This window comes from Dyadobacter luteus (assembly GCF_003383615.1).
In the GTDB taxonomy this organism is placed as follows: Bacteria; Bacteroidota; Bacteroidia; order Cytophagales; family Spirosomataceae; genus Dyadobacter; species Dyadobacter luteus.
Genome location: NZ_QNUL01000003.1, coordinates 132,361 through 157,779 on the forward strand (window position 1 = coordinate 132,361; position 25,419 = coordinate 157,779).

Sequence of the window (25,419 nt, forward strand, 5' to 3'; positions counted from 1 at the left end):
AACGTCTGATAAAATTTGAACTGAAACATCAATAGCTATGAGGTACCGCTGTCTTCTCCCTATTTTATTCCTGATGCTGATTTTTGTACTTCCCGCATCCGCTCAGAAGTCAACACTGATCAAAAACGTGATGCTGATTGACGGAACTGGAAAGCCAGCTGTCAAAAAAACAGATATTCTTATTGAGGATGATCGTATTGCCAAAATCGGAGAAAATATCAAATCCAATACCGCACAAACGCTGGATTTGAAAGGAAAAACATTAATTCCTTCTCTTATTTCCGCGCATACACATGTGGGTACACTCAAAGGCACTACTTCAAATGCAGAAAACTACACCCGCGAAAACATCATTCGCCAACTGAAGCATTATCAGCAGTACGGAATCAATTCGGTGTTAGTAATGGGTACAGACAGGCCCCTCATTTTTGAAAGCGGCTTACGGGATTCTACCCTTGCCGGCCAACTTCCGGGAGCCAGACTCTTCTCGGCAGGCTATGGTTTCAATGTCCCTGACCCGAATCCGGGATCCTGGATGAATCTATTGTTTCGCCCGGAAACTCCTGAACAGGTTCCGGCGATGATGAATAAGCTCGCGGTACTGAAACCAACGACGGTCAAAATGTGGGTAGACGACCATGGTGGTAAAGCGGCAAAGATGAAACCGGAGATTTATTCCGAAATCATTTCTGAAGCGCATAAACACGGCATCACAGTGACTGCGCACCTGTTTTATGTAGACGATACAAAAAAACTCGCTAACGCAGGATTGGATATTATCGGCCACAGTATTCGTGACAAGCAGGTAGACAAAGAGTTACTTGATCTGATGAAAGCAAAAAACGTTGTGTACATTCCTACTCTGACGTTGGATCATTTTGCCTACATCTACGCAGACAAGCCTGAATGGATGCAATCCGATTTTTTCAAAAATTCACTCGAACCGGGTGTATGGGAGATGCTTTCTGACCCCGCTTATCAGACAAAACTAAAAGCCTCTGCTGACTACCAAAAGAAGAAAAAAGACGCTGAAATTGGTCTGCAAAATCTGAAAAAAATTTTTGACTATGGAATTACTGTTGCTCTGGGAACAGATTCCGGTGCATTTCCTGAAAGAGCACAGGGGTTTGCGGAACATTATGAAATGGAATTAATGGTAAATGCCGGCATCAAGCCCGTTGACGTCATTAAGATAAGTACATTGAATGCTGCGAAGGCGATGAAAATTGACAAAGATTACGGCAGTATTCAAGTGGGCAAAAAGGCAGATTTCGTAATTCTGGATGCGGATCCTCTTACCGACATTAAGAACACCAGAAAAATTAACGCTGTCTGGAAAGACGGCAAACAAGCAGGAAAATAGCTACACTTCACCAACCAGATATTATGAAAATTGAATTCAGGAAATTTGACCACATCATGCTTTGTATTCCTGACGGTGCAGAGCAACAGGCACGTCATTTCTATGGAGAAGTTTTAGGTTTGCAGGAACTGACAGATTTGGGTTATGCTATTCCGCATAAAGCTATCTGGTTCCAGATGGGTGATGTCCAGCTTCATATACGCGCTGAAGGTGAACAGCAACTTTCTCAAAGACACCCTGCTTTCACAGTTCAAAATCTGGCTGAAGCAGAACGGATATTAACAGAAAACGGAATCTCTGTCACTCACCTGAGCAAAATTCCTGATCGCGAACGTTTTTCATTCAGAGACCCTTTTGGAAATCGTATAGAATTGATCGAATATCTTTGAGCAGCCACAGAAAGAGAAAGCCTTACGAAATTCTTCCGTCTTACTAATTTCCATTCCTGTTCTTCAAAAGCTCGTAAATGGAAAAAGTAATTCTAAATTTGCACCTGCATTCATCGCAGGCCATTAACATGTATGTTTAAAGTTTTTCTTAAAGTCCTGGTCGTTATTGTTGTTTTAGCCGGTATTACCGAAGTCGTACTCCGAAAAGTTTATGGATTCTGCAATGCTCCTCTATACGTCAATGATCCCGACTTTGAATACATATACGCACCTAACCAGGAAGTAAACCGTTTTGGCAATATCGTCAAAACCAATAGCTTATCTATGAGAAGTGAGGAGCTTTCCGAATCCGATAGTCTCATTATATTACTTCTGGGCGACTCCGTGATCAATGGCGGAAGTCTCACCACCCACGACAGCATCGGCACCAGTATGCTCGAAAAACGTTTCCAGAAAACTTTTGGAAAGAAAACCAGAGTACTAAATATTTCCGCAGGATCCTGGGGGCCTGACAATATAGCTGCTTATCTCAAAAAATACGGCTTCTTCAATGCCAAGGTAGTGGGCTTGGTAACGAGTAGCCACGATGCGCACGATATTATGTCCCACATCAGTCCTGTAGGTATAGACCCGGGAATGCCTGATAAACAATACAGTATCGCATGGGTGGAACTTTGGGACAGATACCGCTGGTGGATCTGGTACAACTTCCTGGCTCTTCTGCCTTCCTTTGATAACGACAAATTGCAAAGCGAAGAAACCGTAGCGAAAAAAGAAGAAGTAAAGCAAACCGTTCCTGACTCGATCAGAAAAGATACAATCAAAAAAATAGAGCTGAATGACGCTGGAATCCGCAAGCCGGGTATTGGATTCAACCCTGGCTATGAGCAGCTTTATGAAATGACTCAAAAAGAAAATATTCCGTTCTTCATTTATCTGCACCCGGAAATTTCTGAAATTGAGTTGGGCCACTTCAACGACCAAGGTATGGAGATCATTGAATTTGCCAAAGAAAAAAACATTCGCCTGATCAACGAATTTGATCTGGGTGTGAAATTGGAATACTACCGGAATCTGGATGTTGTGCATTACAATAACCAGGGACAGGTTTTTCTGGCAAACAATTTGTATCCTTTGTTTGCTGAATATTTAACTCATAAGCCCTGATGCGCGTTTTAATCATTCATAACCAACTCTGGGCACACTATAAGTCGAAACTTTTCAGCGAGATTCATAAGTCGATGCACACTGAATATCCAGAAGCGGAATTTCTGGTGGCACATATTGCACTTTATGAAGCCAGCAGAAGCAGTATGCAAGACCAGAAAAGTTTTCCTTATCAGTACCCTTATCAGGTTCTTTTCAATAAAAGCCTCGACCAGGTTGGTTTTTCTGAAAGATTGAAAGCGTTATTTAAAACCTTCAATGCATTTAAACCTACCATTTTAAATGTAACAGGTTGGTTCGACTGGGCGCAGGTATTATTGATGATTTACGCTCGCAGCAAAGGAGTAAAAATCGTCCTTTCTTCTGAATCTTCTACTTTGGACCACAACAGGTCAGGAATAAAGGAGAAAACAAAGAAAGCCATAGTGGGGATGGCCGATGCCTTTTTTTGCTTCGGGAAATCTTCTGTAAATTATCTGATCGCACTCGGCATAGAAAAAAATAAGATTGCAGTCAGCAATGCAGCAGTTATTGATGAGGCGTTGGTCAAAAATGCATTTAGTGAGGCTAAGCGAAAAAATCTAACACCACTCAACAAGACATTTGTATATGTAGGCCGGTTGGCTCCGGAGAAAAACTTACAAATGCTTATTGAGGTATTTATCCGGTTGCAAAATGCCTCCGACTGGAAATTGCTGTTTGTCGGTGATGGTCCAATGCGCGGTGAATTGGAGGGATTGGTCTTAAAAAGCGCAAAGCCTGAAAACATTCAATTTGCTGGTGGTTTTCCATGGTATGAAGTTCCCCGCTGGCTGACACAAAGCGATGTGCTGATTCTGCCGAGTATTTCTGAACCCTGGGGGCTGGTTGTGAATGAAGCAATGGTCTGCGGATTACCTGTGATTGTTTCACAGACTTGCGGGTGCGTTGAGGATCTTGTAGTAGACGGAAAAAACGGTTTTATAATAGATCCGAAAAATCCTGTCAGCCTGAAAGATGCCTTGCAATTTTTCATAGATAATCCCGACCAAATTGATTCGATGGGAGATGCTTCTGAAGAATTGGTAGCTCCGTTCAATTCAACGCAGGTGGCAGAGCAAATGGTAAGATGTTACGCTCAATTGAGCCTTCGATAATGTTAACAAAATTACGCACACAAAATTAGAAAGATGCGAATTCTGAATATATGCGCTTATACATGGGCAATTGGCGGGCCTGCAAGAATTATATATGACCATACAACTGAGGTTCTGAAACAGGGACATCAGGTTGACATCCTGAGTCCGATGACTCCGGGTGAAAAAAGCTACCCGGTTCCCCAAGGAGCCAGACTGATAGAGTGCGCCAGAACTACTCCGATCAGTAATTACTACCGGGAGTTTTCCGTAGAAATGTACCGCTATCTGAAAGCTAATATAAGCCAGTATGATGTAATTCATATGCACGGCATCTGGCACTTTGGTAGCCTTGCTCCATTTCTGATCCCTAATAAAGCTGTATTGGTTATTACAATCCACGGACTTCTGGATCACTGGGCTGTAGAACACAGCAAATGGAAGAAGAAACTGGTGACAATTCTGTACCAGAAGAGATTACTGGGGAAAGCTGATCTTATTCAAATCAATAATACTGACGAGGAACAGGATGTGATCCGGTATCTGGGATACCGCCCCAAAAATATGGCTATTGTTCCCAATGGGATGAAGCTATCAGAATATACGCAACTTCCGGCAAAAGGAATTTTCAGACAGAAATACAACATCTCCCCTGAACAGCAGGTGATTTTATTTATGGGAAGGCTGAATATCAAAAAGGGGCTCGACCTGCTTTTACCAGCATTTTTAAAGGTATATCAGCAAATCCCGAATGCGATACTGATCCTTGCCGGTCCTGACGATGGCTATCAGAGAGAAACAGAGGAGTTTATCGAAAAAAATAAGTTGCACAACCGGGTGAAGCTGGTGGGTATGCTCACTGATTCGGATAAAAAGGAGGCCCTCGCAGATGCAGATTTATTTGTGCTCCCGTCCTATTCAGAAGGATTTTCAATTGCTGTTTTAGAAGCTATGACCTCAGGTGTACCTGCTTTAGTTTCTGATCGGGTTGGCTTTGGAGATTATATCAAAAAGCACAATGCAGCGTTTCTAACTGCCTTAAAACCTGAGAGTGTAGCAGAAGGTCTTCTTAAAATATTACAAGATTCGTCCTATGCCAGGCTTATTGCAAATAACGCCTACAACATGGTAGTGGAAAATTTCGACATCAAAGTGGTCGCGAATCAGTTATTGGAAGAATACAAGAAAGTAAAGAAAATCTGACTATCTTTGCAGCCAATTGCACACATGTTCACCGTTAGTTAGAATTGCCCTGAAATAATTTATATGGTTGATTTATCCGTCATCATCTTAACACACAATGAGTCGCTACACATTGAGAGATGTATTAAAAGCCTTCAACAGGTAACGGATAAAATTTTCATTGTCGATTCATATTCAACCGACAACACCGTACAAATCGCAACTTCCCTTGGCGCAACTGTAGTTCAAAACCCATGGGTATCCTACGCTTTCCAATACAATTTCGGTATTCAGAATAATCCGTTCCAAACAGCCTGGATGATGCGGATGGATGCAGACGAATACCTTACTCCCGAATTGGCCAGTGAACTGAACCGGGAGTTAATGGCCACTTCGGCAGATATTACAGGTCTGTATGTTAAAAGAAGGGTCTTTTTCATGAATCAGTGGATTAGCCGCGGAGGCTACTACCCTATCTGGCTGCTGCGCCTGTGGCGCCGTGATATAGGAATCTGTGAAGAATTGTGGATGGACGAGCATATCAAACTGAGTAGTGGAAGCACGGCTCAGTTACAGCATGATATTGTGGATCACAACCTTAATAACCTCACCTGGTGGACTCAAAAGCATAACAATTATGCAATCAGAGAGGTGATAGACCTACTGAACATTAAATATAACTTTGACAGTAAACCAACAGTAACTCCGAATTTTTGGGGAAATCAGGAGCAACGAACAAGATATCTGAAGATCAAGTATGCGTCCATGCCTTTGTTCACAAGACCATTTGTCTATTTCGTTTACAGATACTTCTTCAAATTCGGATTTCTAGATGGCAAAAAAGGATTGATCTGGCACTTTTTACAAGGCTTTTGGTATAGGTTTCTTGTTGATGCCAAAATCTATGAAGTATACCAACGTGCAGGTAAAGATAAAGACAGTATTATAGAACATTTCAGGACGGAATATGGAAAAGATCTTGCAAACCCAAACCGATCTGTCCGGGTACGATAATAGCTGGTATAAGCCTGGAAGTGCAATGAAACGACTGGCGTGGTATCTGACATCCATTTTGTTTATAGATACTTATTTGCCGGTCCCTATGCTGGCGAAACGAATGCTTTTGAAAGCGTTCGGAGCAAAGCTTGGACAAAATGTGGTTCTGAAGCCAAAAGTGAATATTAAATATCCGTGGTTTCTGAGTATTGGAGACAATACATGGATCGGAGAAAAGGTGTGGATAGACAACCTCACGACGGTGAATATTGGGGCAAATGTGTGTTTGTCACAGGGCTGTATGCTCTTAACAGGTAATCACGATTTCACAGTAAATACGTTCGATTTAATTGTGAAGCCGATTACAATAGAGAATGGATCCTGGATCGGAGCCAAAGCAACGGTTTGTCCGGGAGTGACAGTTAAGTCCCATGCAGTGCTAACTGTTAATTCAGTGGCTACCAGGGATATGGATCCTTTCGGAATTTACCAGGGCAATCCGGCGATATTTGTAAAACAAAGACAGATTAAACATTGAAAGTAAGTATCATAACAGTCGTTTTTAATGGTGCCTCTACGCTAAATTCATGCATTGATTCAGTGTTGGCGCAGAACTATGACTCTATTGAGTACATTATTATTGATGGTAAATCCAAAGATCAGACTGTTGATATTGTCAAATCCTATGGAAACCGGATTGACAAATTTATCAGCGAAGCTGACAATGGCATTTATGATGCGATGAATAAGGGCGTTGCATTAGCCACCGGAGACATTGTTGGCATATTAAATGCAGATGATTTCTACGCTGGTAATACCGTAATATCTGATATTGTTCGGGCTATGAGATCCACCGACGCGGACGGAGCTTATGGTGATTTACAATATGTAGATGCAACAGAATTAAATAAAATAAAAAGAAACTGGAAGTCTGGTAATTATCGGAAGGGCTCATTTATAACCGGCTGGATGCCACCGCATCCAACCTTCTTTGTAAAAAAGAGCTTGTATGAAAAATATGGAAGTTTCAGATTGGATTTGGGAAGTGCAGCAGACTATGAGCTGATGCTGAGAATGATTCATAAATCAGGCATAACATTGGCATATGTACCCAAAGTGCTCGTTAAAATGAGAGCCGGAGGGGTAAGTAATAGTAATGTATCCAACAGGATCGCAGCTAATAAAAATGACCGGCTTGCCTGGAAGATTAATGGGTTAAAACCGAAATTCTATACGCTTTGGTTAAAGCCGCTAAGAAAAGTTCTACAGTTTATATAGAACTTTTTTGTAACGAATATTAGCAAAGTGACCAAAAGATAAAATATTTTGACACACAGGACTTTACATGTTTGTTTTACGACATATTTTGTTAAAATTTGGCGTGAATTATGTTAAAGTCATTTATATAAAGAATGCTTAGCATTAATAAAATGGATTTACAAATACCCCTGCAGATCATTAGTGAAGGAAATTTTAACAGTATGGTACACCATGATGTATACCAGTGTTTTCTGTCATTTTTGATTGCCTGCTTTTTATCAATCATTTCCATTCCTGTTATCATTAACCTGTCCAATCTGCTGCATCTTACGGCAAAGCCAGGTTTCAGAAGCTCACACCACACAGAAACACCTACATTGGGTGGTATCGCCATTTTTGCATCTACATTAATAGCCTATTTTCTTTGGCCACATGCTGAAAATGCGATTGATTCCAATATCATCAATCTGTCTATTACAGGCGTGTTGATTCTTTTCTTTTTAGGTTTGAAAGATGATATTCTTGCTGTAGATCCAACCAAGAAGCTAATCATTCAGATATTTGCTTCTCTGATTCTTGTTGCAATGGGCAATTTCAAGATTGATCATTTCTACGGAATCTTTGGTATTGATGCAGTGCCGGATATCGTTAGCATTCCTTTGACAGTATTTGTATTTATCGCAATCATTAATGCTATAAACCTGATTGACGGAATTGACGGTTTGGCCGGAGGTATCAGTCTGATCGCCGGACTGGGATTTGGAATCTGGTTTATTCTGAATGATCATTTCTCGTTTGGTTGCCTTGCTTTTGCAATGTCAGGTTCCCTGCTTGGTTTTTTGAGATTCAACTTCTCTAAAACCAGTAAAATCTTCATGGGTGATACTGGTTCCCTTATTGTAGGTTATCTCTTATCCATCTTCGCTGTCGAGTTCCTGTCGCTGAACGTGGGTTATCTGCATGATCCGAATGCTTATTTCAATGCACCCATCATCGTGATGGTACTTTTAATTGTACCTATTTTCGATACATTGCGCGTATTCATTGTGCGTATTGTTAAGGGAGGATCTCCATTTGTTGCTGACAGAAACCACATGCACCATATCCTTATTGATACGGGACTTAACCACTTCTGGGCGTCCTTTACCTTATGGATGGTGACTATTCTAAACACTGCGCTGTTCTTTACTTTCCATGGTAACATCACTAACACTGCTTCACTTTACATCTATATTGGCATGTTCTGCGCCTATATGGTAGTGGCCTATTTCATGAAGAAAAGGATTGCAACTGCTCAGGACAAAAAAAAACACGCTAAATCACCAGCATTCAGTGACAAAGGTGTTTCTCCGGGTCAAAAGTTGTTGAAAGACCTTTAATCAGATATTATCAATTTCAACATAAAAAGTCCGTTTTCTTAACGCTGTAAAACGAATGTTTGTACCTTAGCGCCAAATAATTGTCCACAGGTATGAACAAAAAGATTAGAAAAGAAGACGCTCTTTACTACCATTCTAAGGGAAGACCAGGGAAGATCCAGGTTATTCCGACCAAAGAAACCAACACACAGAGAGACCTTTCTCTCGCCTATTCTCCGGGCGTTGCCGAGCCGTGCCTTGAAATCGCAGAAAATGTCGAAAATGCATACCTCTATACAGCAAAAGGAAATCTTGTTGCTGTAATCAGTAATGGTACTGCCGTTCTTGGTCTTGGTGATATCGGTCCGGAAGCATCCAAGCCGGTAATGGAGGGAAAAGGACTGCTGTTCAAAATATATTCTGACATTGACGTATTCGATATCGAACTTAACACAAAAGATGTGGATGAGTTTGTCAGAACTGTTAAAATCCTGGAACCTACCTTTGGTGGCGTCAATCTTGAAGATATTAAAGCGCCTGAATGCTTTGAAATAGAAGCCCGCCTGAAGGCTGAGCTGAACATTCCTGTCATGCACGACGATCAGCATGGAACTGCGATTATCAGTGCTGCTGCCATGTTGAATGCTTTGGTTCTTGTTAAAAAAGACATCAAGGATATTCGTGTTGTAGTTTCTGGTGCGGGTGCTTCTGCTGTATCTTGCACTAAGCTCTACCTATCGCTTGGGGTAGATCCGAAGAATGTGGCAATGTTTGATACAAAAGGACATATCAATAATGCCCGTACTGATCTGAATGAGATGAAGAAGCAGTTTGCTACTGACACTCAGTACGACTCGCTGGAACATGCATTGATCGGCGCAGATCTTTTCCTGGGTCTTTCCACTGCCAACATTGTATCGAAGGAAATGGTAAAATCCATGGCGAAGGATCCTATCGTACTTGCGATGGCTAATCCGAATCCGGAGATTCCATATCCTGATGCCATCGAAGCGCGCGAGGATGTAATTATGGCTACAGGTCGTTCTGATTATCCTAACCAGGTTAACAACGTACTTGGTTTTCCGTATATTTTCCGCGGTGCTCTTGACGTTCGCGCGACGGAAATCAACGAAGAAATGAAGCTGGCGGCGGTTCATGCACTTGCTGAACTGGCACAAAAACCAGTTCCTGATATCGTGAACCTGGCTTACAACGAAACCAATATCGTTTTTGGAAATACATATATTATCCCTAAGCCGGTGGATCCACGCCTGCTTACTACTGTAGCTCCTGCTGTAGCCAAAGCAGCGATCGCAACAGGTGTAGCACGCAAGATCATTACTGATTGGGATGCATATGAGCAGGAGCTTTCCAACAGACTCGGCAGAAATGAGCAGCTTTCCCGTGTCATTCTTAATAAAGCTAAACTGTCTCCTAAAAGAGTTGTCTTTGCAGATGCGGAAAACATACAGGTATTACGTGCAGCACAACAGGTACGCGACGAAGGCATTGCTATCCCTATCCTTTTGGGACACAAGGAAACAATTCTTAATCTGATCAAAGAAAGTAAACTTGATCTGACAGACGTTTCAATCGTCGATCCAAGAGCAGAAGAGAACGAGAGCAGAGTTGATACTTACGCGGCTAAGCTTTACGAGAAAAGGCAACGTAAAGGCCTTACTCCAATTGAAGCAAGACGTACAATTTACTTCAAGGCGTATTTTGGTGCGATGATGGTTGAGAACGGCGAAGCAGATGCGCTAATCTCGGGTCTTACCAGAACATATCCTGACACGATCCGTCCAGCCTTGCACGTGATCGGAAAACAGGATGATGTCAATAAGGTAGCGGGGATGTACATTCTCCTGACACCTAAAGGACCATTATTCTTCTCTGATACAACAGTCAATCTTGATCCTACGGTAGATGAAATCGTAGAGATTACTGAGCTTACTGCGAGAACGATTGAAAGATTCAACATACAGCCGCGCATTGCTTTGGTAACTTATGCCAACTATGGCAGTGCTGATGGTAAGGATGCCGAAAAAATGCGAGCAGCTACAGCTATTCTCAAAAAACGTAATCCTTCCATGATTGTAGAAGGTGAAATGCAGGCTCACCTTGCTTTCAACACCGATCTGCTCAAAGAGAATCATCCATTCAGTGCGCTTGTGGACGGCGGCGCTAATACCCTGATTTTCCCTAATTTGTCGGCGAGTAATATCGCATACAATCTGCTGAAAGAAGCAGCCGAATTGGAAACAATCGGGCCTATCCTGTTAGGTATGAAAAAACCGGTACACGTATTGCAGCTTGGTAGTTCTGTTCGTGAGATCGTAAACATGGTTGCTATCGCAGTTGTAGAGGCACAAATGCAGGAATAATTCAAAATCTGCAAGTTAGAAAAGCCGCCTCCTCCAAAAGGCGGCTTTTCTTTTTGAACGGCATCAGGAATTCGATAAAATTTGTATATTGATAGTTAACGACTAACTAATAAACCTTTTATGAAAATAACCCGTCTACTCATTTTATTGCTAGCGCTCTCTGTAAAAGCATTTTCACAAGATTATTCAGATAAAATTACGCTGGTCATACATGGTGGTGCAGGAACTATCACCCGCGCCAATATGACTCCTGAACAAGAGACCGCATATCAGGCTGTTCTTAATAACGCCCTGCAACAAGGTCATCAGATCCTGAAAAAAGGTGGCACCAGCCTGGAGGCTGTCGAAGCAGCGATTATGGTCATGGAAGACTCGCCACTTTTCAATGCCGGAAAGGGTGCTGTGTTTACCAGTGAAGGAAAAAATGAGCTTGATGCTTCTGTAATGGTGGGCAACACACTCAAAGCCGGTGCAGTTGCGGGGGTTACCACCGTAAAAAATCCGATCAAGGCGGCGATTGCTGTCATGGACAATTCGCCGCATGTGATGATGGCTGGAAAAGGCGCAGACCTTTTTGCGAAACAACAGGGACTGCAAATTGTGGATCCATCCTATTTTTATACCGAAACACGCTACAAAGCGCTCCAAAGGGCAAAAGCAGAGGAGAAAGTGGAGCTAGACCATACTGAAAACGAAAAGTCAAAATTGAAGAAGGCTCCCAAAACCGGTCTTAAATATGAAGAGGAGCTGATATTTACTGAAGGGAAAAAATTTGGTACCGTCGGATGTGTTGCACTTGATAAATTTGGAAACCTCGCAGCAGGCACTTCCACCGGGGGCATGACGAATAAAAAATATGGGCGTGTAGGCGATGCTCCTATCATCGGTGCCGGAACCTATGCTAACAACGCCACATGTGCAGTTTCCGCCACCGGGCACGGAGAGTTGTTTATCAGATCAGTAGTCGCGCATGATATCTCAGCTTTGATGGAGTACAAAAGGTTGAGCCTGAAAGAAGCTTCAGAATTGGTTGTCATGAAAAAACTGGTTGATATTGGAGGTGAAGGAGGCGTAATTGCGCTGGACAGAAACGGAAATATCAGTATGCCTTTTAATAGTGAAGGTATGTATCGCGGATACATCACCGCTGATGGAAAAAGTGAAGTTAAAATTTACAAGGATTGAAAGACAGCAGAGTCCTCATTTCTTACCAAATTCAGTATAAAAAAGATATTAAAATAGTGGGATTCTACGTTGTGATTAAAATGCATTGAGCAACTAACTCCCTTCAATGTTCATGAAAAATATATACCTGATTGCCTTTTTTAGTCTTTTAACAACTGTATCCGCTTTGGCTACCCACTTAATTGGGGGTGATATCCGGACGGCGCATACCAGTGGTTTAACCTATAATATTTCTGTGATGCTCTATTTTGATTCGGCATCACCTGTTACAGATAAGCAAATTCTTGTGTGTACGGGAGATGGTTCGACAATCACTGTCGACAGAAGTACATATACTACTTCTCCTGCAAACCCAAAAATTGGAATTGGGACTTACACCACCAGTTATACCTATGCCAGTCAGGGAATATACCAGGTTTCTACGCAGGTCGACAATCGTACAAACGGGATGTTGAACTTTCCAATTGCTGAGCAGCAACCTCTGTTCCTGTGGTCGGTACTTAACACCAACTTTTTAAATTCAACACCAGTATTACCACATGGCATATTTGAAGCCGGAATCAGGCAGGCATTTATAGTAGATCTCAAAGCGCAAGACACGGAATCTGATAGTATCAGTTTTGCCCTTCAGAAATTAAGCAAGCCTTCCCCAGGTACTTGTGGTGTAAGAAGTACGAACAGCAACTATATGTACCCCAACGAGGTAAATTCAGCAGGTACTTTCAAAATTGATAATCAAACAAAGCAGTTACGCTGGCTTGCCCCTACTCAAACAGGTAATTACCTTATTTCCTTTGTCATGTATGAATGGCGCGATGGAGTCAGAATTTCTGAAAGCTACCGTGAATTTGTTGTTCAGGTTGTAGACAAACCAGGTGAAACGATACAGATACCTCCATATGAAAATGCAGACTTAGGCCCTGTAACCAGTATACCTAATCCGGACAATACTAAGATATCCATCGCAATAAATGCTTATCCTGTACCAACCACAGATTTTCTCACAGTAAAAGTCTATAGCAATAGTCCTTCTGTAATAAGTTTGCAAATACTTGATGTACAGGGACGTGTAAGAGATACGTTCAAGACCTCGGCCGTAGAAAGCAGCGTTCAGCATGAATTCGATTTGCGGAACTACACGAATGGCATTTATCTGATCAAGGCTGCCAATGATAAGGATACGGTTACCAAAAAAATTGTCCGATAATAACTTCCAATATCTTTGCCTTAGAAATCCTGCCCTTGACGGCAGGATTTTTTTATTGCTGACTTTACATTACATCGTGTTAACTCAGAGTACCTTAACAGAATAAAACATATTCCGTTAGTGGTGTAATGAAATTTATGCGTCATAGAGTATAGACAGACTCCATGTATCTTTTGTGTTTTAATGGATCGGAGTATTGCAGAGATGCATTCAGGTCTGATAGTGTAGCAAAAAAATAACACCGAAATATATCGGTGTCAGAGATAATTTATCATAGGTTAATTATAATTCGGTAAAACGGCTGATTTCTGATCAGTCGTTTTCTTTTGTTGGCAAAGGTCACAAATAATAGCCAGAGTTCAATAAAAGGCCGGTTTTTAATTAATCCGTGCTATTAATAATCCAGCTGAACAGCAATTTTATCCTGAAATAATCTGCTTCTGAGCAGCATTTCCCTGATCATGTCAGCATGTGTGTAGGTGATCATGTGACCCGCGTTGAAAAGAAAAATATATTGTGCCTTTTTACTTTTGATATGCCTTTTCGCGAATTCGAAATTGGCAGGATCAGCAATCCAGTCATTTCCTCCCTGGATTACAGTCGTTCTCACATCCAGGTTCTGCCAGACAGGTAAAAGCTTACGTAGTTCATCTGCATGACTATACTTCTCAGCAGTAGCCGTATTGAATTCTCCGGGTAGAAAAAGCTGCACAAAGGAATTTCTTCCCCATTTAGAAAACCAATAGAATTTTTCCTTTTCCGGATCAATAACAGGAGACACCATAATGAGTTCTTTCACTTCCTCCGGAATCATTGAAACAAGCTTTGCTGCAATCGGGGCTCCATAGGAACGTCCCAGCACAACCACTTTTTCTTCTGACTTGTTAAGCGAAAATACAGGAAGTAAAGCTCTGGCCTGCAACTCTATGGAAGTCACATATTTCCGCTTTTTAAGTCTTGATTTTCCATAACCGATCCTGTCTACCGAAACAATATGATATTTCTTCTGCAGCTCTGCGTCATCCATCAGATTCATATATCCCCACAGTGAGCCCGGAGCTCCATGTATAAGAAGAAGCATTGGCAGTGTATCTGCACCCACACTCGCTACCTGCAAAGCAAGGGTATCGTTTTGGATTAATTTCGTCTCAGGCCGTACGTCTTTGGAAGCATAATGTTTCCTGACCTGTTTAGCCGAGATAATGTATTTGGAGAAGCATGATGACAGAGTCGCAGACAAAAAAATAACCACAACAGCTGAACGCAGAAATCTAAAGTTACTCATGGGGGAATTATTTTAACTCGAAGTCTTTTCAGTTGTAATATTCAATATACGACAATTCTAAGGTAAAATGATGCCAAAAGATTATTTTTTTAAGTATTTAACAAAAATTCAACATTTATGTCCGTTTCTTTGTTTATCCGTAAAATGATTAGAAATCCTCTTTCGGAGAGAAAAATTAAAAGTGAGAATTAATGACAGCGCAGCAACAGGAAGCTTTTTTTGAACGTTTGAATGAGCAGAATCAAACTTTTCGTTACAAACTTCCTTCACGGCAGGAGTCTGGTAAATTCATTCAGCAGCTTATTAATTTTCTGTTCCCTATCAGTCAGGATTGCCAACATAACGAAAAGGCAAAAGATTTACGGGAAGCTTATTCTTCTTTGCGGGATAAATTAGGGTGTATGCTGGATCCTCTGCTTCCAGAGCTCACAGACAGTAAAGAAGATACACTCGACCAGATATTTGCCAACATTCCTGAAATATATGACCTGCTGCTTCAGGATGCCAAGGCTATTACAGACAATGATCCTGCCTCAGTAAGTGTAGAAGAGGTAATTGCGCTCTATCCCGGATTTATGGCAATTGCAACTTACAGAATTGCCCACATTCTGGCGGAACTGAAAATTCCTCTGCTTCCCCGTATGCTGACTGAATTTGCACACAGCCAGACAGGAATAGACATTCACCCCAATGCAGTAATCGGTCATTCCTTTTTTATTGACCATGGTACAGGCGTTGTCATTGGCGAAACTACTCATATTGGCAACAATGTGAAACTATACCAGGGAGTTACCCTGGGCGCAACACACGTTTCGAAATCGTTGGCTTCACGTAAACGCCATCCTACGATCGAAGACAACGTAGTGGTGTATGCAAATGCGACAATTTTAGGAGGAGAGACAGTGATAGGAAAAGACTCCATAATAGGCGGGAATGCCTGGATCGTGAAAAGCGTACCTCCGTATTCACTGGTCTATCATCAAAGCAAGGTGGAAGTACGCCAGCAGCCTGTTCAGCCTGTTACTGAAGCGTCTTTATAAAGCGCCTTACGCTATCCATGTATATACCCTCTGCCTGTGCCAGAGCATACCGTGGTTGGGTTGTCATGGTAATGGCGATAAAACCATAAGTAAGGCACCACCATTCATAATAAGTTTTGGTGACAAGCTCTCCGGCCTTAGGACGCACCCTGGCAATCATTTCCCAAACCGGATTGTCTTTGATATTCATAGCCTGCGAATAGACGCGCTTTGAATCACAGAATGCACCTTCTATATTGAACATCACCTGGAACACCTCCGGATTCTCAATGGCAAACGTCCAGATGCATTGGGCAGCTTCGACAAGCTGTTTTTCCGAATTGCCGAAATGACCCTTTATTTTGACGAATTCTGCCTGAAGATAATCGAAGCCTTCAATGCGGATGGCTTCAAGCAGTTTATCTTTACTATCGAAGTATTCGTATAAGATCGGTGGGCTGTATTCGATCACTTCCGCTATCTTCCTGATGGAAACCGCAGTCCATCCATCCTCACGTGCAATTTCTTTAGCTGTCTTAACGATGTCTGAACGTACCTGAATCTTAAGCCGTTCGCGTCGCTCTACAATTCCCATACTATATATTTGTTTATATCCGGAGCACCAATAATATACTCTCAAATATACTTATATACAGCTTATTGCCCAAGCCCTGTCCTTCATATTGAGACAAAATATAGAGAGATTGCCCGTCGAAATGTAGAAGAAAGTGTACTCACTAATTTTTAAGGCACATTTTAAAAAATCAACTCCTGAAAAAAAATAAAATCTGCGTTACAACATCAGCATATTAGCGGGACACCCCTCCCTTTTCCAAACGCTCCACCATCTTATAATTAGCCTCCTGCGCCCTGACTTTGATACGGGAATCATCTGTGATTCTCAGGTTATTCTGATAGAGATCCAGACGTACAGATTTCTGGTTGTCATTAAAGTAATTGCGCAGTACCTGCCGCACCTGCCCCTTCACATTTTCATCCAGTATGGGAAAACAAACATCAATTCTGCGATGTAAATTCCTGTAAGTCCAGTCACAGGATGACAGATAGATTTCATCATTGCCACGATTTCCAAACTGGAAAATTCTGGTATTCTCGATGTACCTGTCCATATGCCTGCTTACTGTAATATTATCACTCAAAGACGGCAACCCGGCAATAAGACTACAACTCTCGCTGATAATGACATGTACGGGTACACCCGCCTGCCCGGCCTGATACAGTTTATCAATCAGAATATGATCCTGTAGCTGATTTACCTTAATAGTAATGAATGACCGAAGGCCGGCATTGCAATTCGCTATCTCACGATCAATCAGATCCACCAGCTTTTTCTGGAGATTAAACTGCGTTACCATTAAATTGTTAAATGGCAGATACTTGTATTTTTTTGGTTCGTCCTGGGTAGATAAGTAGCCAAAAAGCAACTCTACTTCGTTTGTGAGTTCCCTATCGCTTGTCAGCAGAGCATGATCTACTATCTCGCGGCTTGTAAGCTTATAAAATCCGCCCGTGCTCAAAAATGCATACCGCTCCCAACCTTTCTGCAATTTCCGTTTTACCAACGCCATTTTTGCGTGCACTTTAAGCCCGGGGACACTGAGTACAATCTTCACTCCCGCATCACGCATACTCCTGGACCATTGCAAATTCTCGTGAGCATCCATTTTACTGTTGAGTTCGACATACGTGGTTACCCTTTTTCCATTTCTGGCAGCACTGATCAGAGAATTTAAAATAAATGAATTCGGACTGATCTTATAAAGAGATACGTGAATTTCCCGAACGAAAGGATCCGTAGCCGCTTCACTGAAAAACCGGACAATAGGTTCATAGGAATTGTAAGGAAGATGTAGCAACTGATCTGCACGCTGGATCGTTTCAAATACCGAAACATGGTCTTCAAACTCCGGATTCTGCAGTGCTCTCTGTATGGGATAATCAAGTTTTTTACCAAATGACGGAAAATCCGACAGATCCTGCATATGTAGGTAGGAGCCCCTTTGGTGGAATTCATTCATGGGTATCCCTGCCTTATTGAACAAGGCACTACGCATGTCTTCAGGCATTCCTGCTTCGTAAAAAAACAAGGAAGGCAACACAAAATTACGTTTATCCAGCTGCTTAAGGATTCTCTGTGAGATCTGCACCTGGTATTCGTCCTCAATCACCAGCTCTGTGTCGCGCTCAGCCCTGAGCGTATAACTTTCCAGCACCTCATATCCCGGAAATAAAAGGGAAAGATTCTGCCGGATCACATCTTCCAGAAAAGCTACATGTTTACGACCGTCGGTCTCCGGAAGTTCCAGAAAACGACCAAATGGTTCTTCCGGCACATTTACAGTAGCATAGAGATCTTCCTGAAAAAAGTCGCTACGACGCAGACGAACAACCAGATACAACTGCCGGTTTTCAAAAAAGACCAGTTTGGAGTTTCTCCTTCCATCCAAAAAGATAGGTTGAAGATATCTGAAGAGTTTATTGAGAAAGAAGTTCCTCAGAAACGGAATATGTTCTTCGGCAAATTGCTCATCAAAGTAGAGATGTACACCATGTTCATATAAAGCAGGCAAAATACTCCCGGCAAGTATCTCGTGGAATTCGTGTAACTGATTTTCCAGTGTCTCATTGACGTGCTCCAGCAATGAGTCGGGAAATATATTCAACTTGGCCCTTATATCACTTGTAACCTCTGCCAAAGCCATCAGGGTTGTGATACGTACCCTGAAAAACTCCTCAGTCTGATTCGCATACAAACTTAAAAAACGAAGCCTCTCTCTTACCGGAACCGATTCATCATTCGCTTCCAGCAATAACCGATAATTATTAGACAGCCAACTTAGGTTTACATCAAAGTAAGGGTGAGTAACATCAATCATTTTTGCGGTTAAAAAGCTTATAAATTTGGCACAATATAAACACATTTGGCCGGTAAGGGCATAACTTTGTAGCATTAAATGTCTAAGCGGTCAACGGATCGGTGAAGGGAATATATTCACGATAGAGTAAAAACCATTATATATGAATTATCAGTTATTGGGCAGATCGGGACTCAGAGTATCCGAACTATGTTTAGGAACCATGACATTCGGTACCGACTGGGGATGGGGAGCAGATAAGCACGAAAGTTTCAAGATTTTTGATGCTTATGCGGATGCAGGTGGCAATTTTATTGATACTGCAAACAGATATACCGAAGGTTCATCTGAAAAATATGTCGGCGAATTCATAGAATCCGACCGCGACCACTGGGTGCTGTCAACCAAATTCACATTGAAAGACCGGAATGATGATCTGAACTTTGCAGGCAATCACCGTAAAAATATGATGAGATCGGTACTATCCAGTTTGAAACGACTCAATACAGAGTATATTGACCTTCTTTGGGTTCACCTTTGGGATAATACCACACCTGTGGAAGAAGTAATGCGCGGACTGGACGATCTGGTAAGCCGTGGCCTTGTCCATTATATTGGCATCTCCGATACGCCTGCGTGGGTTGTATCGCAGGCCAATACCATTGCTGATTTCAGAGGCTGGAATGCATTTGCTGCTATTCAGTTTGAATACTCATTGCTGCAACGCACACCTGAAAGAGACTTAATTCCGATGGCAAAAGCATTGGATCTGGCCGTGACTCCGTGGGGAACCATAGGTGGTGGTGCACTGACCGGAAAATACCTTCGTGATGAGACAGGAAGAGTCCCAAAAGACAGTACGAGGAGAAATAAAAACAGTAGTAAGGTAGCGCAGACGGTGGTCGATATTGCCAACGAGCTAGATGCTACGCCCGCTCAGATTGCCATAAACTGGGCTCGCCAGAGGGAAGAAGTAATGATCCCGATTATAGGTGCATCCAAATCCACACAGTTAACAGACTCTCTGGGTTGTTTGTCGTTCGAAATACCTGCTGAACAAATGCGAAAGCTTAATGAAGTCAGTCAGATTGAGCTTGGATTTCCACACGAATTTCTGAAGTCGGATGGGGTGAAGGAAGAAACATTCGGTGGAATGTATGAAAAATTGCACAATCACCGTATAAAGAGCTAAATTAAGTCAATTCGTGTCAGATACGTAATAACTCATACCTGACACGAATTTTTGCAACTATTTGCCCCAGCTTTCAGGAGCTGTACGCCACGCCGAAAGGCTCTCAACCTGTTCTGCAGAAATATAATTACTTTCTACCGCTGTTTCTATCAGCGCTCCGTAGTTGGAAAGCGTTTTCAGCTTCACATTTTTCTCTGCGAAATTTTGCTCAGCTACTGCAAATCCATAAGTAAAAATAGCAACCATACCCGCAACCTCAATATTTGCGCCACGAAGTACATCCACTACCTTTAAAGAACTTCCTCCTGTAGAAATAAGATCTTCGATGATGATCACCGGCTTACCTGCTTCCAGGCGACCTTCGATTTGGTTACCCATCCCATGTTTTTTCGGCTCTGGGCGAACGTAAGCAAATGGCAGTTCGAGTACATCTGCAACAAGTGCTCCTTGTGCTATACCTCCTGTAGCCACACCCACTACAGCCTGAGCATCTGGGAACTCGCTTTTGATAAGTTCAGCAAGTGCTTTTTTAATGTATGATCTGGTGTCAGGAAAAGACAGAGCCACACGATTGTCGCAATAGATCGGCGACAACCAGCCTGAGCTCCACTGAAAAGGTTTCTCCGGACTAAGTTTTATCGCTTTCGCTTCCAAAAGCAATTCTGCAATCTGCCCACTTACATTCTGATCGTTTGACATATTATTCGTCCTTATCTTCTTTTTTATTATTAGTTACAAGCAATTTATCCACCCTGCTCCTGTCCATATCGACTACCTCAAAATCGAAATGTTTCCAGGTGAAAGTCTCTCCTACTTTAGGAATATTTTCTAAAACATGCAATACAAAACCACCCAGGGTATTAAAACCAGTCAATGTACGCCGCTCTGCTTCATGAATATTCAATCCAAAATACTGCAAAAAATCATCAAAAGGCAGCTGCGCGTCGATCAGAAAACTTCCGTCCTCCCGCGTCACAATTTCCGATGCTTCCTCTATATCCTCAGAGATATCACCTACCAAAGCATCCATTATATCGTGCATGGTAATCACCCCAAGCAGTCCGCCGTACTCATCGACAATAATCCCAAAGTACACACGCTGCTCTTTAAACTTCTCCAGCGCCTGGTAAGCCCTGTTGCTTTCCGGCAAATACACCGGTTCGCGCAGGATAGCATTAATGTTAGCCAATTGCTCATCAATATCTGTAGCGATCAGGTCTTTTACATAGATCAAACCCACTACCTCATCTACAGTATTGCGGCAAACAGGATAGATCGAATGTCTTGATTCAAAAATTTTTGCTCTGTTTTCCTCTACTGTATCTTCAATATCCAGCCAGACAATTTCCTGTCGGTTGGTCATCAATGATGTTACTTTTCTGTCGCCCAGTTGAAATACATTGTGAACAATTTCCTGCTCTATCTCCTCAAAGACACCCCCTGACGTGCCTTCCTGAATCAGACTTTTGATCTCTTCTTCAGTAACCGAATTTTCACTTTGCTTGATATTCAGCACCTTAATAATCAAATCACTTGAAAAGCCAAGAAGCGCAATAAATGGAGCTGTAACTTTCGAAAGCAGGTTCATGGGCGTAGCCATGAAAGTGGAAATCGTTTCCGGATTGGCCATACCAATCCGCTTTGGAACCAGCTCACCTAATACCAGCGACAAATAAGTGATGAATACCAGGACAGAACCAACCGCTAATGTATGGCTGTAAGGTTTGAGAATGTCTATTTTGGTGATGAATGCTTCAAAATCTGCAGTGATGTTGTCACCACTATACATACCAGTCAAAAGACCGATGAGCGTGATTCCGATCTGGACTGTTGATAGAAACTTGGTAGGTGAATTTGCGAGGTTCAGAGCCGCTTTTGCACTTGAATCGCCATTTCGGGCAGCAGCTTCAAGACGGGATTTCCGGGAGGAAACGAGTGCTATCTCAGACATGGAGAAAATACCATTGAGAAGCACCAACAATAAAATGATTAGGAGTTCCAAGAACGTTTAATTTATTAATGCCACAAATTTATCAATAATAATCACTGTCTAAACTAAACTCTTTACTTAATTTTGACACGGATTTTACATAATACCATCTAAATGATTATTTTCTTCGATGACCGTCCCTTCAAAATTGTAAGGACAAATCAAATATCAGAGACTGATACAGCACAGTTTGACCGTATTGTGGATCTTCGTCTTACAAAACTGACTAAATCATTACTAACCGGCCATGTTTTGTTTTTGAATACCACCGCTTCCACTGCAGTTCAGGCAATATCGATTCTGGAAAAAGAGATGCCTGGCGACCTGTTGTCTTTGACCATGGCCACAAGGGAAAAATCAGAAGTCGAAGATAAGATTAAGGGGTTATTCAAGGTAATCAAAGCAGCGGGTGGAGTTGTCGTGAAAGATGGGAAGTGGCTCTTTATGTTCCGAAGAAAAAAATGGGATCTGCCTAAAGGAAAGCTTGACAAAGGGGAAAATTCCAAACAAGCGGCCGTTCGTGAAATTGAAGAAGAAACCGGTGTAAAGGCTGTAATCAGAGACAGGGTATGTACCACATGGCATACGTACAGTCTGAACAACAGCAGAATTCTGAAACGAACCAAATGGTATCTGCTTGATTGTACTGACGATTCAGCCATGGCACCCCAGGCTGATGAACAAATCGAAAAGCTAAGCTGGCTGACTCAGACTGAAGGACAAGCTATACTTGTAAACTCTTTCAGCTCAATACGTTATGTAGTGGATAGCTTGAAGAAACAACAGGAGGTTAAGGAATAACTTTATTTTCGATCGTATACAAAAACGGCGCTAATTCAAAAACTGATTAGCGCCGTTTTTCATTTGGTAGATTACTGATTCTCCTCTTTCAATTTATTCAACTCAGAAAGCGAATAAGGTAAAAAATCATCTACATCCTGCCCATAGCGATGCAGATCGCGAATAATGCTGGAACTGATCGGGGCAAGATTAGGAGATGTAATCAGGAAAACAGTCTCAATCTCTTCGTAGACATAACGATTCACCTGAGAAATACCGTTCTCATATTCGAAATCAGTGGTATTGCGCAAGCCCCTCAATAAAAAAGTAGCTCCTAATTGCCTGGCGGCATTGGCCGTCAAATCATCATAGGTGATCACTTTTACATTTTGTTGCCCCTCGAATGTTCTTTCAATTAACTCTTTCATCACCTCCACCGGAAAATAACGCTTCTTGGTTGCATTATTTCCAATCCCGATCACTACCTCGTCAAAAAGTCGTAGTCCTCTCAAAATAATATCTTCGTGTCCCTTCGTAAACGGATCAAAAGATCCCGGAAACAATGCAATACGCTTCATAAAATATCCTTTAGCTAAGTAGTGAACTTCCTTTTGAAAAACGGATTAATCAGGAAGATACCAGATATGTATTAAAGAGGCCAAAATAACGATGACCGGGGATTTCTCCGCATTGCGCGCTGTATTTCAGTGTAGATGGCCCCACTCCTATTTGCATGTTAGGAAAGAATTTCGACAACTCTTCATACAATTCAGATGTTACCGATATTTCTCCGTACGCAAGCAACTTTATTTCTTCCTGATGAAAATTAAGCTGATTGAGTGCAAAAAGAATAATGTATACCAATTCCTGATGTTGCGAAAACTTGTATCGGTTGCATAAAATCAGCTGCTTTCCCTCACTGATTATAAGCGTAAAATGATCCTTTTCAAAATAGGCAGATACTATTTTCAGCTCCCGCTGCTCTGCATGGCTTACAAGCGAGCCTATAATGAGCGGGCTGGTTATATGGTAAAATGTTATACTCGAATGCTGAAAATGATTGATCATCCAATCATACCAAAGCACGGGAATACTAAACACGTTGCAGGCATTTACAATCGGAAGTTCATGATATAAAACCCTCTCATTGTCCGGGACGGGATTACCGAGAGCAAATTCCAGATAATTTTTAACCGAATCTTTATCAAAAATAACACGGGGAATAAGACTGAATGCATTGGAATTAATCGCGATTCGCACGTTTTTCCAATGATTAGAAGACCAGAGCAAATGTCCGGTGAAAATCTTTTTCAGTTTTTCAAAAACATCTCCTTGTCCCAGTGCTCTCTCAAAATTGTAGTCTTCAAGCCAGATACATTCCATATTCTCATCTCTGACGATACAGAAGCGAATACGCCGGTCGTCCACCTCAATACAAAGTGTACAAAGCGGTATCATATCAGAATCAAAGGAACTGTCGCCTACTAAAAGAGTAGGAATAATTTCAATTGACTGGTTATCTGAGTTTGTCACAAATAGTTTATTTAGCTTATTTTAATCATTTTCACCTATCCATCAAAGTAGCCCCCTTTTCGCCAGCAAAACGTCCCAGCTGTCTATTCCTGAAAACACACTATGCCTGGCTGTCTCATCAATACTTGTCAATTCTGCCAGCGTCATCCACTTCACGTGACTGATAATCTGTTCATCCGGTGCGAATTCCGGATCAAATCCCTTAATCAGCTCCCCACCTGAGACACTAAACTGAAAAAATAATTCAACTGCATGTAAAGGCGGATTTACAAATTCTTTAAGGAACAGAAAAGAATCTACTGTAGCAATAAAGCCTGTTTCCTCCCTTATTTCCCGTTTCAGCGCTTCTGATGTCGTTTCTCCGAACTCCACACCTCCACCCGGCGGGCTCCAGAAATCCTGACCCGGATACAGGCTGTGATTCACCAGCAGGATCTTATCGTCCATCACGCAAAACCCGCAAACACGGACACGCACTCGATTTCCGTAAGTATTTTCAACAGCTGTGACAGGTTTTTCCAAAGACATCTATTTTGGGGATGGCAAAGATAAGCAACCCGCTACATATGGCAATAGAATAAATATGCAGGATATGTACTTACAAATCCTGCAATTCAGCAAATGGAAATAATTGAATCGTTAATAAATGATCAGGAATACGGATTTCCCGAGATGTAGTTCTCAAGAGATTGAATATGATTCTTCTGCTCTCTGATGATCGCAGCAACAATATCGTTAATTGAAATAATACCGACCAGTTCACCATTCTGATTCACCGGCAAATGGCGTATGTGCTTATCAGCCATAATCTGCATACATTCTTCAATTTTCTGATCTGTCTCCACAGTAATTACCTTACTCGTCATTACATCGGCGATCAGCGTGTCACGCGATGCGCGCCCTTGTAGAATTACCTTACGTGCATAATCCCGTTCAGAAAAAATCCCGGTCAGCTTGTTATCTTCCAGTACCAGCACTGCCCCGATATTTTTATCGGCCATAAGCTCCAGAGCTTCAAAAACAGTATTGCTCTTTGCAACCGAGTACAACGCATTTACAGGCTTATTGCCCATCACTTGAAATACTTGCATACATGTTCAGGTTATTAGGATAAGATCATACTTGAAACTAATATAGA

The 25,419-nt window shown here is 41.9% G+C and carries 24 protein-coding genes; 15 read left to right on the forward strand and 9 right to left on the reverse strand.

Translation table 11 applies throughout. The annotated features are described in order from the left end of the window. Positions 1-37 precede the first annotated feature (37 nt). From DSL64_RS05660 to DSL64_RS05715, 12 genes are all read left to right on the forward strand, one after another. The gene (locus tag DSL64_RS05660; protein WP_229216974.1) at positions 38-1,363 is read left to right on the forward strand and encodes an amidohydrolase family protein; all 1,326 of its coding nucleotides are present in this window, start codon (positions 38-40) and stop codon (positions 1,361-1,363) included. A gap of 23 nt (positions 1,364-1,386) precedes the next feature. Next, positions 1,387-1,752 (forward strand): VOC family protein, encoded by a 366-nt coding sequence (locus tag DSL64_RS05665; protein WP_115829695.1) that lies wholly within the window; start codon positions 1,387-1,389, stop codon positions 1,750-1,752. A gap of 132 nt (positions 1,753-1,884) precedes the next feature. Beyond that, a complete protein-coding gene (locus tag DSL64_RS05670; protein WP_115829696.1) occupies positions 1,885-2,919 on the forward strand; it encodes a hypothetical protein in 1,035 nt (344 codons plus the stop codon). Beyond that, positions 2,919-4,055, forward strand: a complete 1,137-nt coding sequence (locus DSL64_RS05675) for a glycosyltransferase family 4 protein (protein WP_115829697.1) — start codon at positions 2,919-2,921, stop codon at positions 4,053-4,055. The genes DSL64_RS05670 and DSL64_RS05675 overlap by 1 nt, the downstream gene beginning before the upstream one ends. A gap of 33 nt (positions 4,056-4,088) precedes the next feature. Further along, positions 4,089-5,237 carry a glycosyltransferase gene (locus DSL64_RS05680; RefSeq protein WP_115829698.1) on the forward strand — a complete coding sequence of 383 codons (1,149 nt, stop codon included), beginning with the start codon at positions 4,089-4,091 and terminating at the stop codon, positions 5,235-5,237. A gap of 63 nt (positions 5,238-5,300) precedes the next feature. Continuing rightward, a complete protein-coding gene (locus DSL64_RS05685; RefSeq protein ID WP_115829699.1) occupies positions 5,301-6,230 on the forward strand; it encodes a glycosyltransferase family 2 protein in 930 nt (309 codons plus the stop codon). Then, positions 6,184-6,750, forward strand: coding sequence for a WcaF family extracellular polysaccharide biosynthesis acetyltransferase (locus DSL64_RS05690; protein WP_115829700.1), 567 nt, complete (start codon positions 6,184-6,186; stop codon positions 6,748-6,750). Before DSL64_RS05685 ends, DSL64_RS05690 begins: the two co-directional genes overlap by 47 nt. Next, positions 6,747-7,490, forward strand: a complete 744-nt coding sequence (locus tag DSL64_RS05695) for a glycosyltransferase family 2 protein (protein ID WP_115829701.1) — start codon at positions 6,747-6,749, stop codon at positions 7,488-7,490. The genes DSL64_RS05690 and DSL64_RS05695 overlap by 4 nt, the downstream gene beginning before the upstream one ends. Before the next feature lie 152 nt (positions 7,491-7,642). After that, positions 7,643-8,851, forward strand: coding sequence for an MraY family glycosyltransferase (locus DSL64_RS05700; protein ID WP_115829702.1), 1,209 nt, complete (start codon positions 7,643-7,645; stop codon positions 8,849-8,851). A 92-nt stretch (positions 8,852-8,943) separates the two neighbouring features. Further along, positions 8,944-11,214: an NADP-dependent malic enzyme gene (locus DSL64_RS05705; RefSeq protein WP_115829703.1), complete on the forward strand. Its 2,271-nt coding sequence runs from the start codon at positions 8,944-8,946 to the stop codon at positions 11,212-11,214. Positions 11,215-11,334: 120 nt separating this feature from the next. Then, positions 11,335-12,399 carry an isoaspartyl peptidase/L-asparaginase family protein gene (locus tag DSL64_RS05710; RefSeq protein WP_115829704.1) on the forward strand — a complete coding sequence of 355 codons (1,065 nt, stop codon included), beginning with the start codon at positions 11,335-11,337 and terminating at the stop codon, positions 12,397-12,399. 112 nt (positions 12,400-12,511) lie between these two features. Further along, entirely contained in the window at positions 12,512-13,606 is a 1,095-nt protein-coding gene (locus tag DSL64_RS05715; RefSeq protein ID WP_158547884.1) for a T9SS type A sorting domain-containing protein, read from the forward strand. 394 nt (positions 13,607-14,000) lie between these two features. On the opposite strand, the gene DSL64_RS05720 is transcribed toward DSL64_RS05715, so the two are convergent. Further along, positions 14,001-14,891 (reverse strand): alpha/beta fold hydrolase, encoded by an 891-nt coding sequence (locus tag DSL64_RS05720; protein WP_115829706.1) that lies wholly within the window; start codon positions 14,889-14,891, stop codon positions 14,001-14,003. 191 nt (positions 14,892-15,082) lie between these two features. Here DSL64_RS05720 and epsC point away from each other — a divergent pair, with 191 nt between their 5' ends. Next, positions 15,083-15,931, forward strand: coding sequence for a serine O-acetyltransferase EpsC (gene epsC, locus DSL64_RS05725; RefSeq protein ID WP_115829707.1), 849 nt, complete (start codon positions 15,083-15,085; stop codon positions 15,929-15,931). Here the strand turns inward: epsC and DSL64_RS05730 are convergent. Both DSL64_RS05730 and ppk1 read right to left on the reverse strand, forming a co-directional pair. After that, a complete protein-coding gene (locus tag DSL64_RS05730) occupies positions 15,912-16,505 on the reverse strand; it encodes a TetR/AcrR family transcriptional regulator (protein WP_115829708.1) in 594 nt (197 codons plus the stop codon). The genes epsC and DSL64_RS05730 overlap by 20 nt on opposite strands. A 214-nt stretch (positions 16,506-16,719) precedes the next feature. Then, positions 16,720-18,807 carry a polyphosphate kinase 1 gene (gene ppk1, locus DSL64_RS05735; protein WP_115829709.1) on the reverse strand — a complete coding sequence of 696 codons (2,088 nt, stop codon included), beginning with the start codon at positions 18,805-18,807 and terminating at the stop codon, positions 16,720-16,722. A gap of 142 nt (positions 18,808-18,949) precedes the next feature. Between ppk1 and DSL64_RS05740 the strand changes: the two genes are divergently transcribed. Then, positions 18,950-19,978 carry an aldo/keto reductase gene (locus DSL64_RS05740; RefSeq protein WP_115829710.1) on the forward strand — a complete coding sequence of 343 codons (1,029 nt, stop codon included), beginning with the start codon at positions 18,950-18,952 and terminating at the stop codon, positions 19,976-19,978. 57 nt (positions 19,979-20,035) lie between these two features. On the opposite strand, the gene pyrE is transcribed toward DSL64_RS05740, so the two are convergent. Beyond that, positions 20,036-20,677 (reverse strand): orotate phosphoribosyltransferase, encoded by a 642-nt coding sequence (gene pyrE, locus DSL64_RS05745; RefSeq protein ID WP_115829711.1) that lies wholly within the window; start codon positions 20,675-20,677, stop codon positions 20,036-20,038. 1 nt (position 20,678) lies between these two features. Continuing rightward, positions 20,679-21,980 (reverse strand): hemolysin family protein, encoded by a 1,302-nt coding sequence (locus DSL64_RS05750; RefSeq protein WP_115829712.1) that lies wholly within the window; start codon positions 21,978-21,980, stop codon positions 20,679-20,681. A gap of 102 nt (positions 21,981-22,082) precedes the next feature. On the opposite strand from DSL64_RS05750, the gene DSL64_RS05755 reads away from it, so the two are divergent. Continuing rightward, positions 22,083-22,769, forward strand: a complete 687-nt coding sequence (locus DSL64_RS05755) for an NUDIX hydrolase (protein ID WP_115829713.1) — start codon at positions 22,083-22,085, stop codon at positions 22,767-22,769. Between the two features lie 71 nt (positions 22,770-22,840). On the opposite strand, the gene coaD is transcribed toward DSL64_RS05755, so the two are convergent. The 4 genes from coaD to DSL64_RS05775 all read right to left on the reverse strand — a co-directional run bounded on the left by coaD (position 22,841) and on the right by DSL64_RS05775 (position 25,354). After that, a complete protein-coding gene (gene coaD / locus DSL64_RS05760) occupies positions 22,841-23,326 on the reverse strand; it encodes a pantetheine-phosphate adenylyltransferase (protein WP_115829714.1) in 486 nt (161 codons plus the stop codon). Between the two features lie 49 nt (positions 23,327-23,375). Beyond that, complete coding sequence (locus DSL64_RS05765) at positions 23,376-24,281, reverse strand: DUF3822 family protein (protein WP_115829715.1); 906 nt, start codon at positions 24,279-24,281, stop codon at positions 23,376-23,378. Between the two features lie 42 nt (positions 24,282-24,323). Continuing rightward, positions 24,324-24,809 carry an NUDIX domain-containing protein gene (locus DSL64_RS05770; protein WP_115829716.1) on the reverse strand — a complete coding sequence of 162 codons (486 nt, stop codon included), beginning with the start codon at positions 24,807-24,809 and terminating at the stop codon, positions 24,324-24,326. Positions 24,810-24,931: 122 nt separating this feature from the next. Next, positions 24,932-25,354, reverse strand: coding sequence for a CBS domain-containing protein (locus DSL64_RS05775; RefSeq protein WP_115829899.1), 423 nt, complete (start codon positions 25,352-25,354; stop codon positions 24,932-24,934). Positions 25,355-25,419 lie beyond the last annotated feature (65 nt).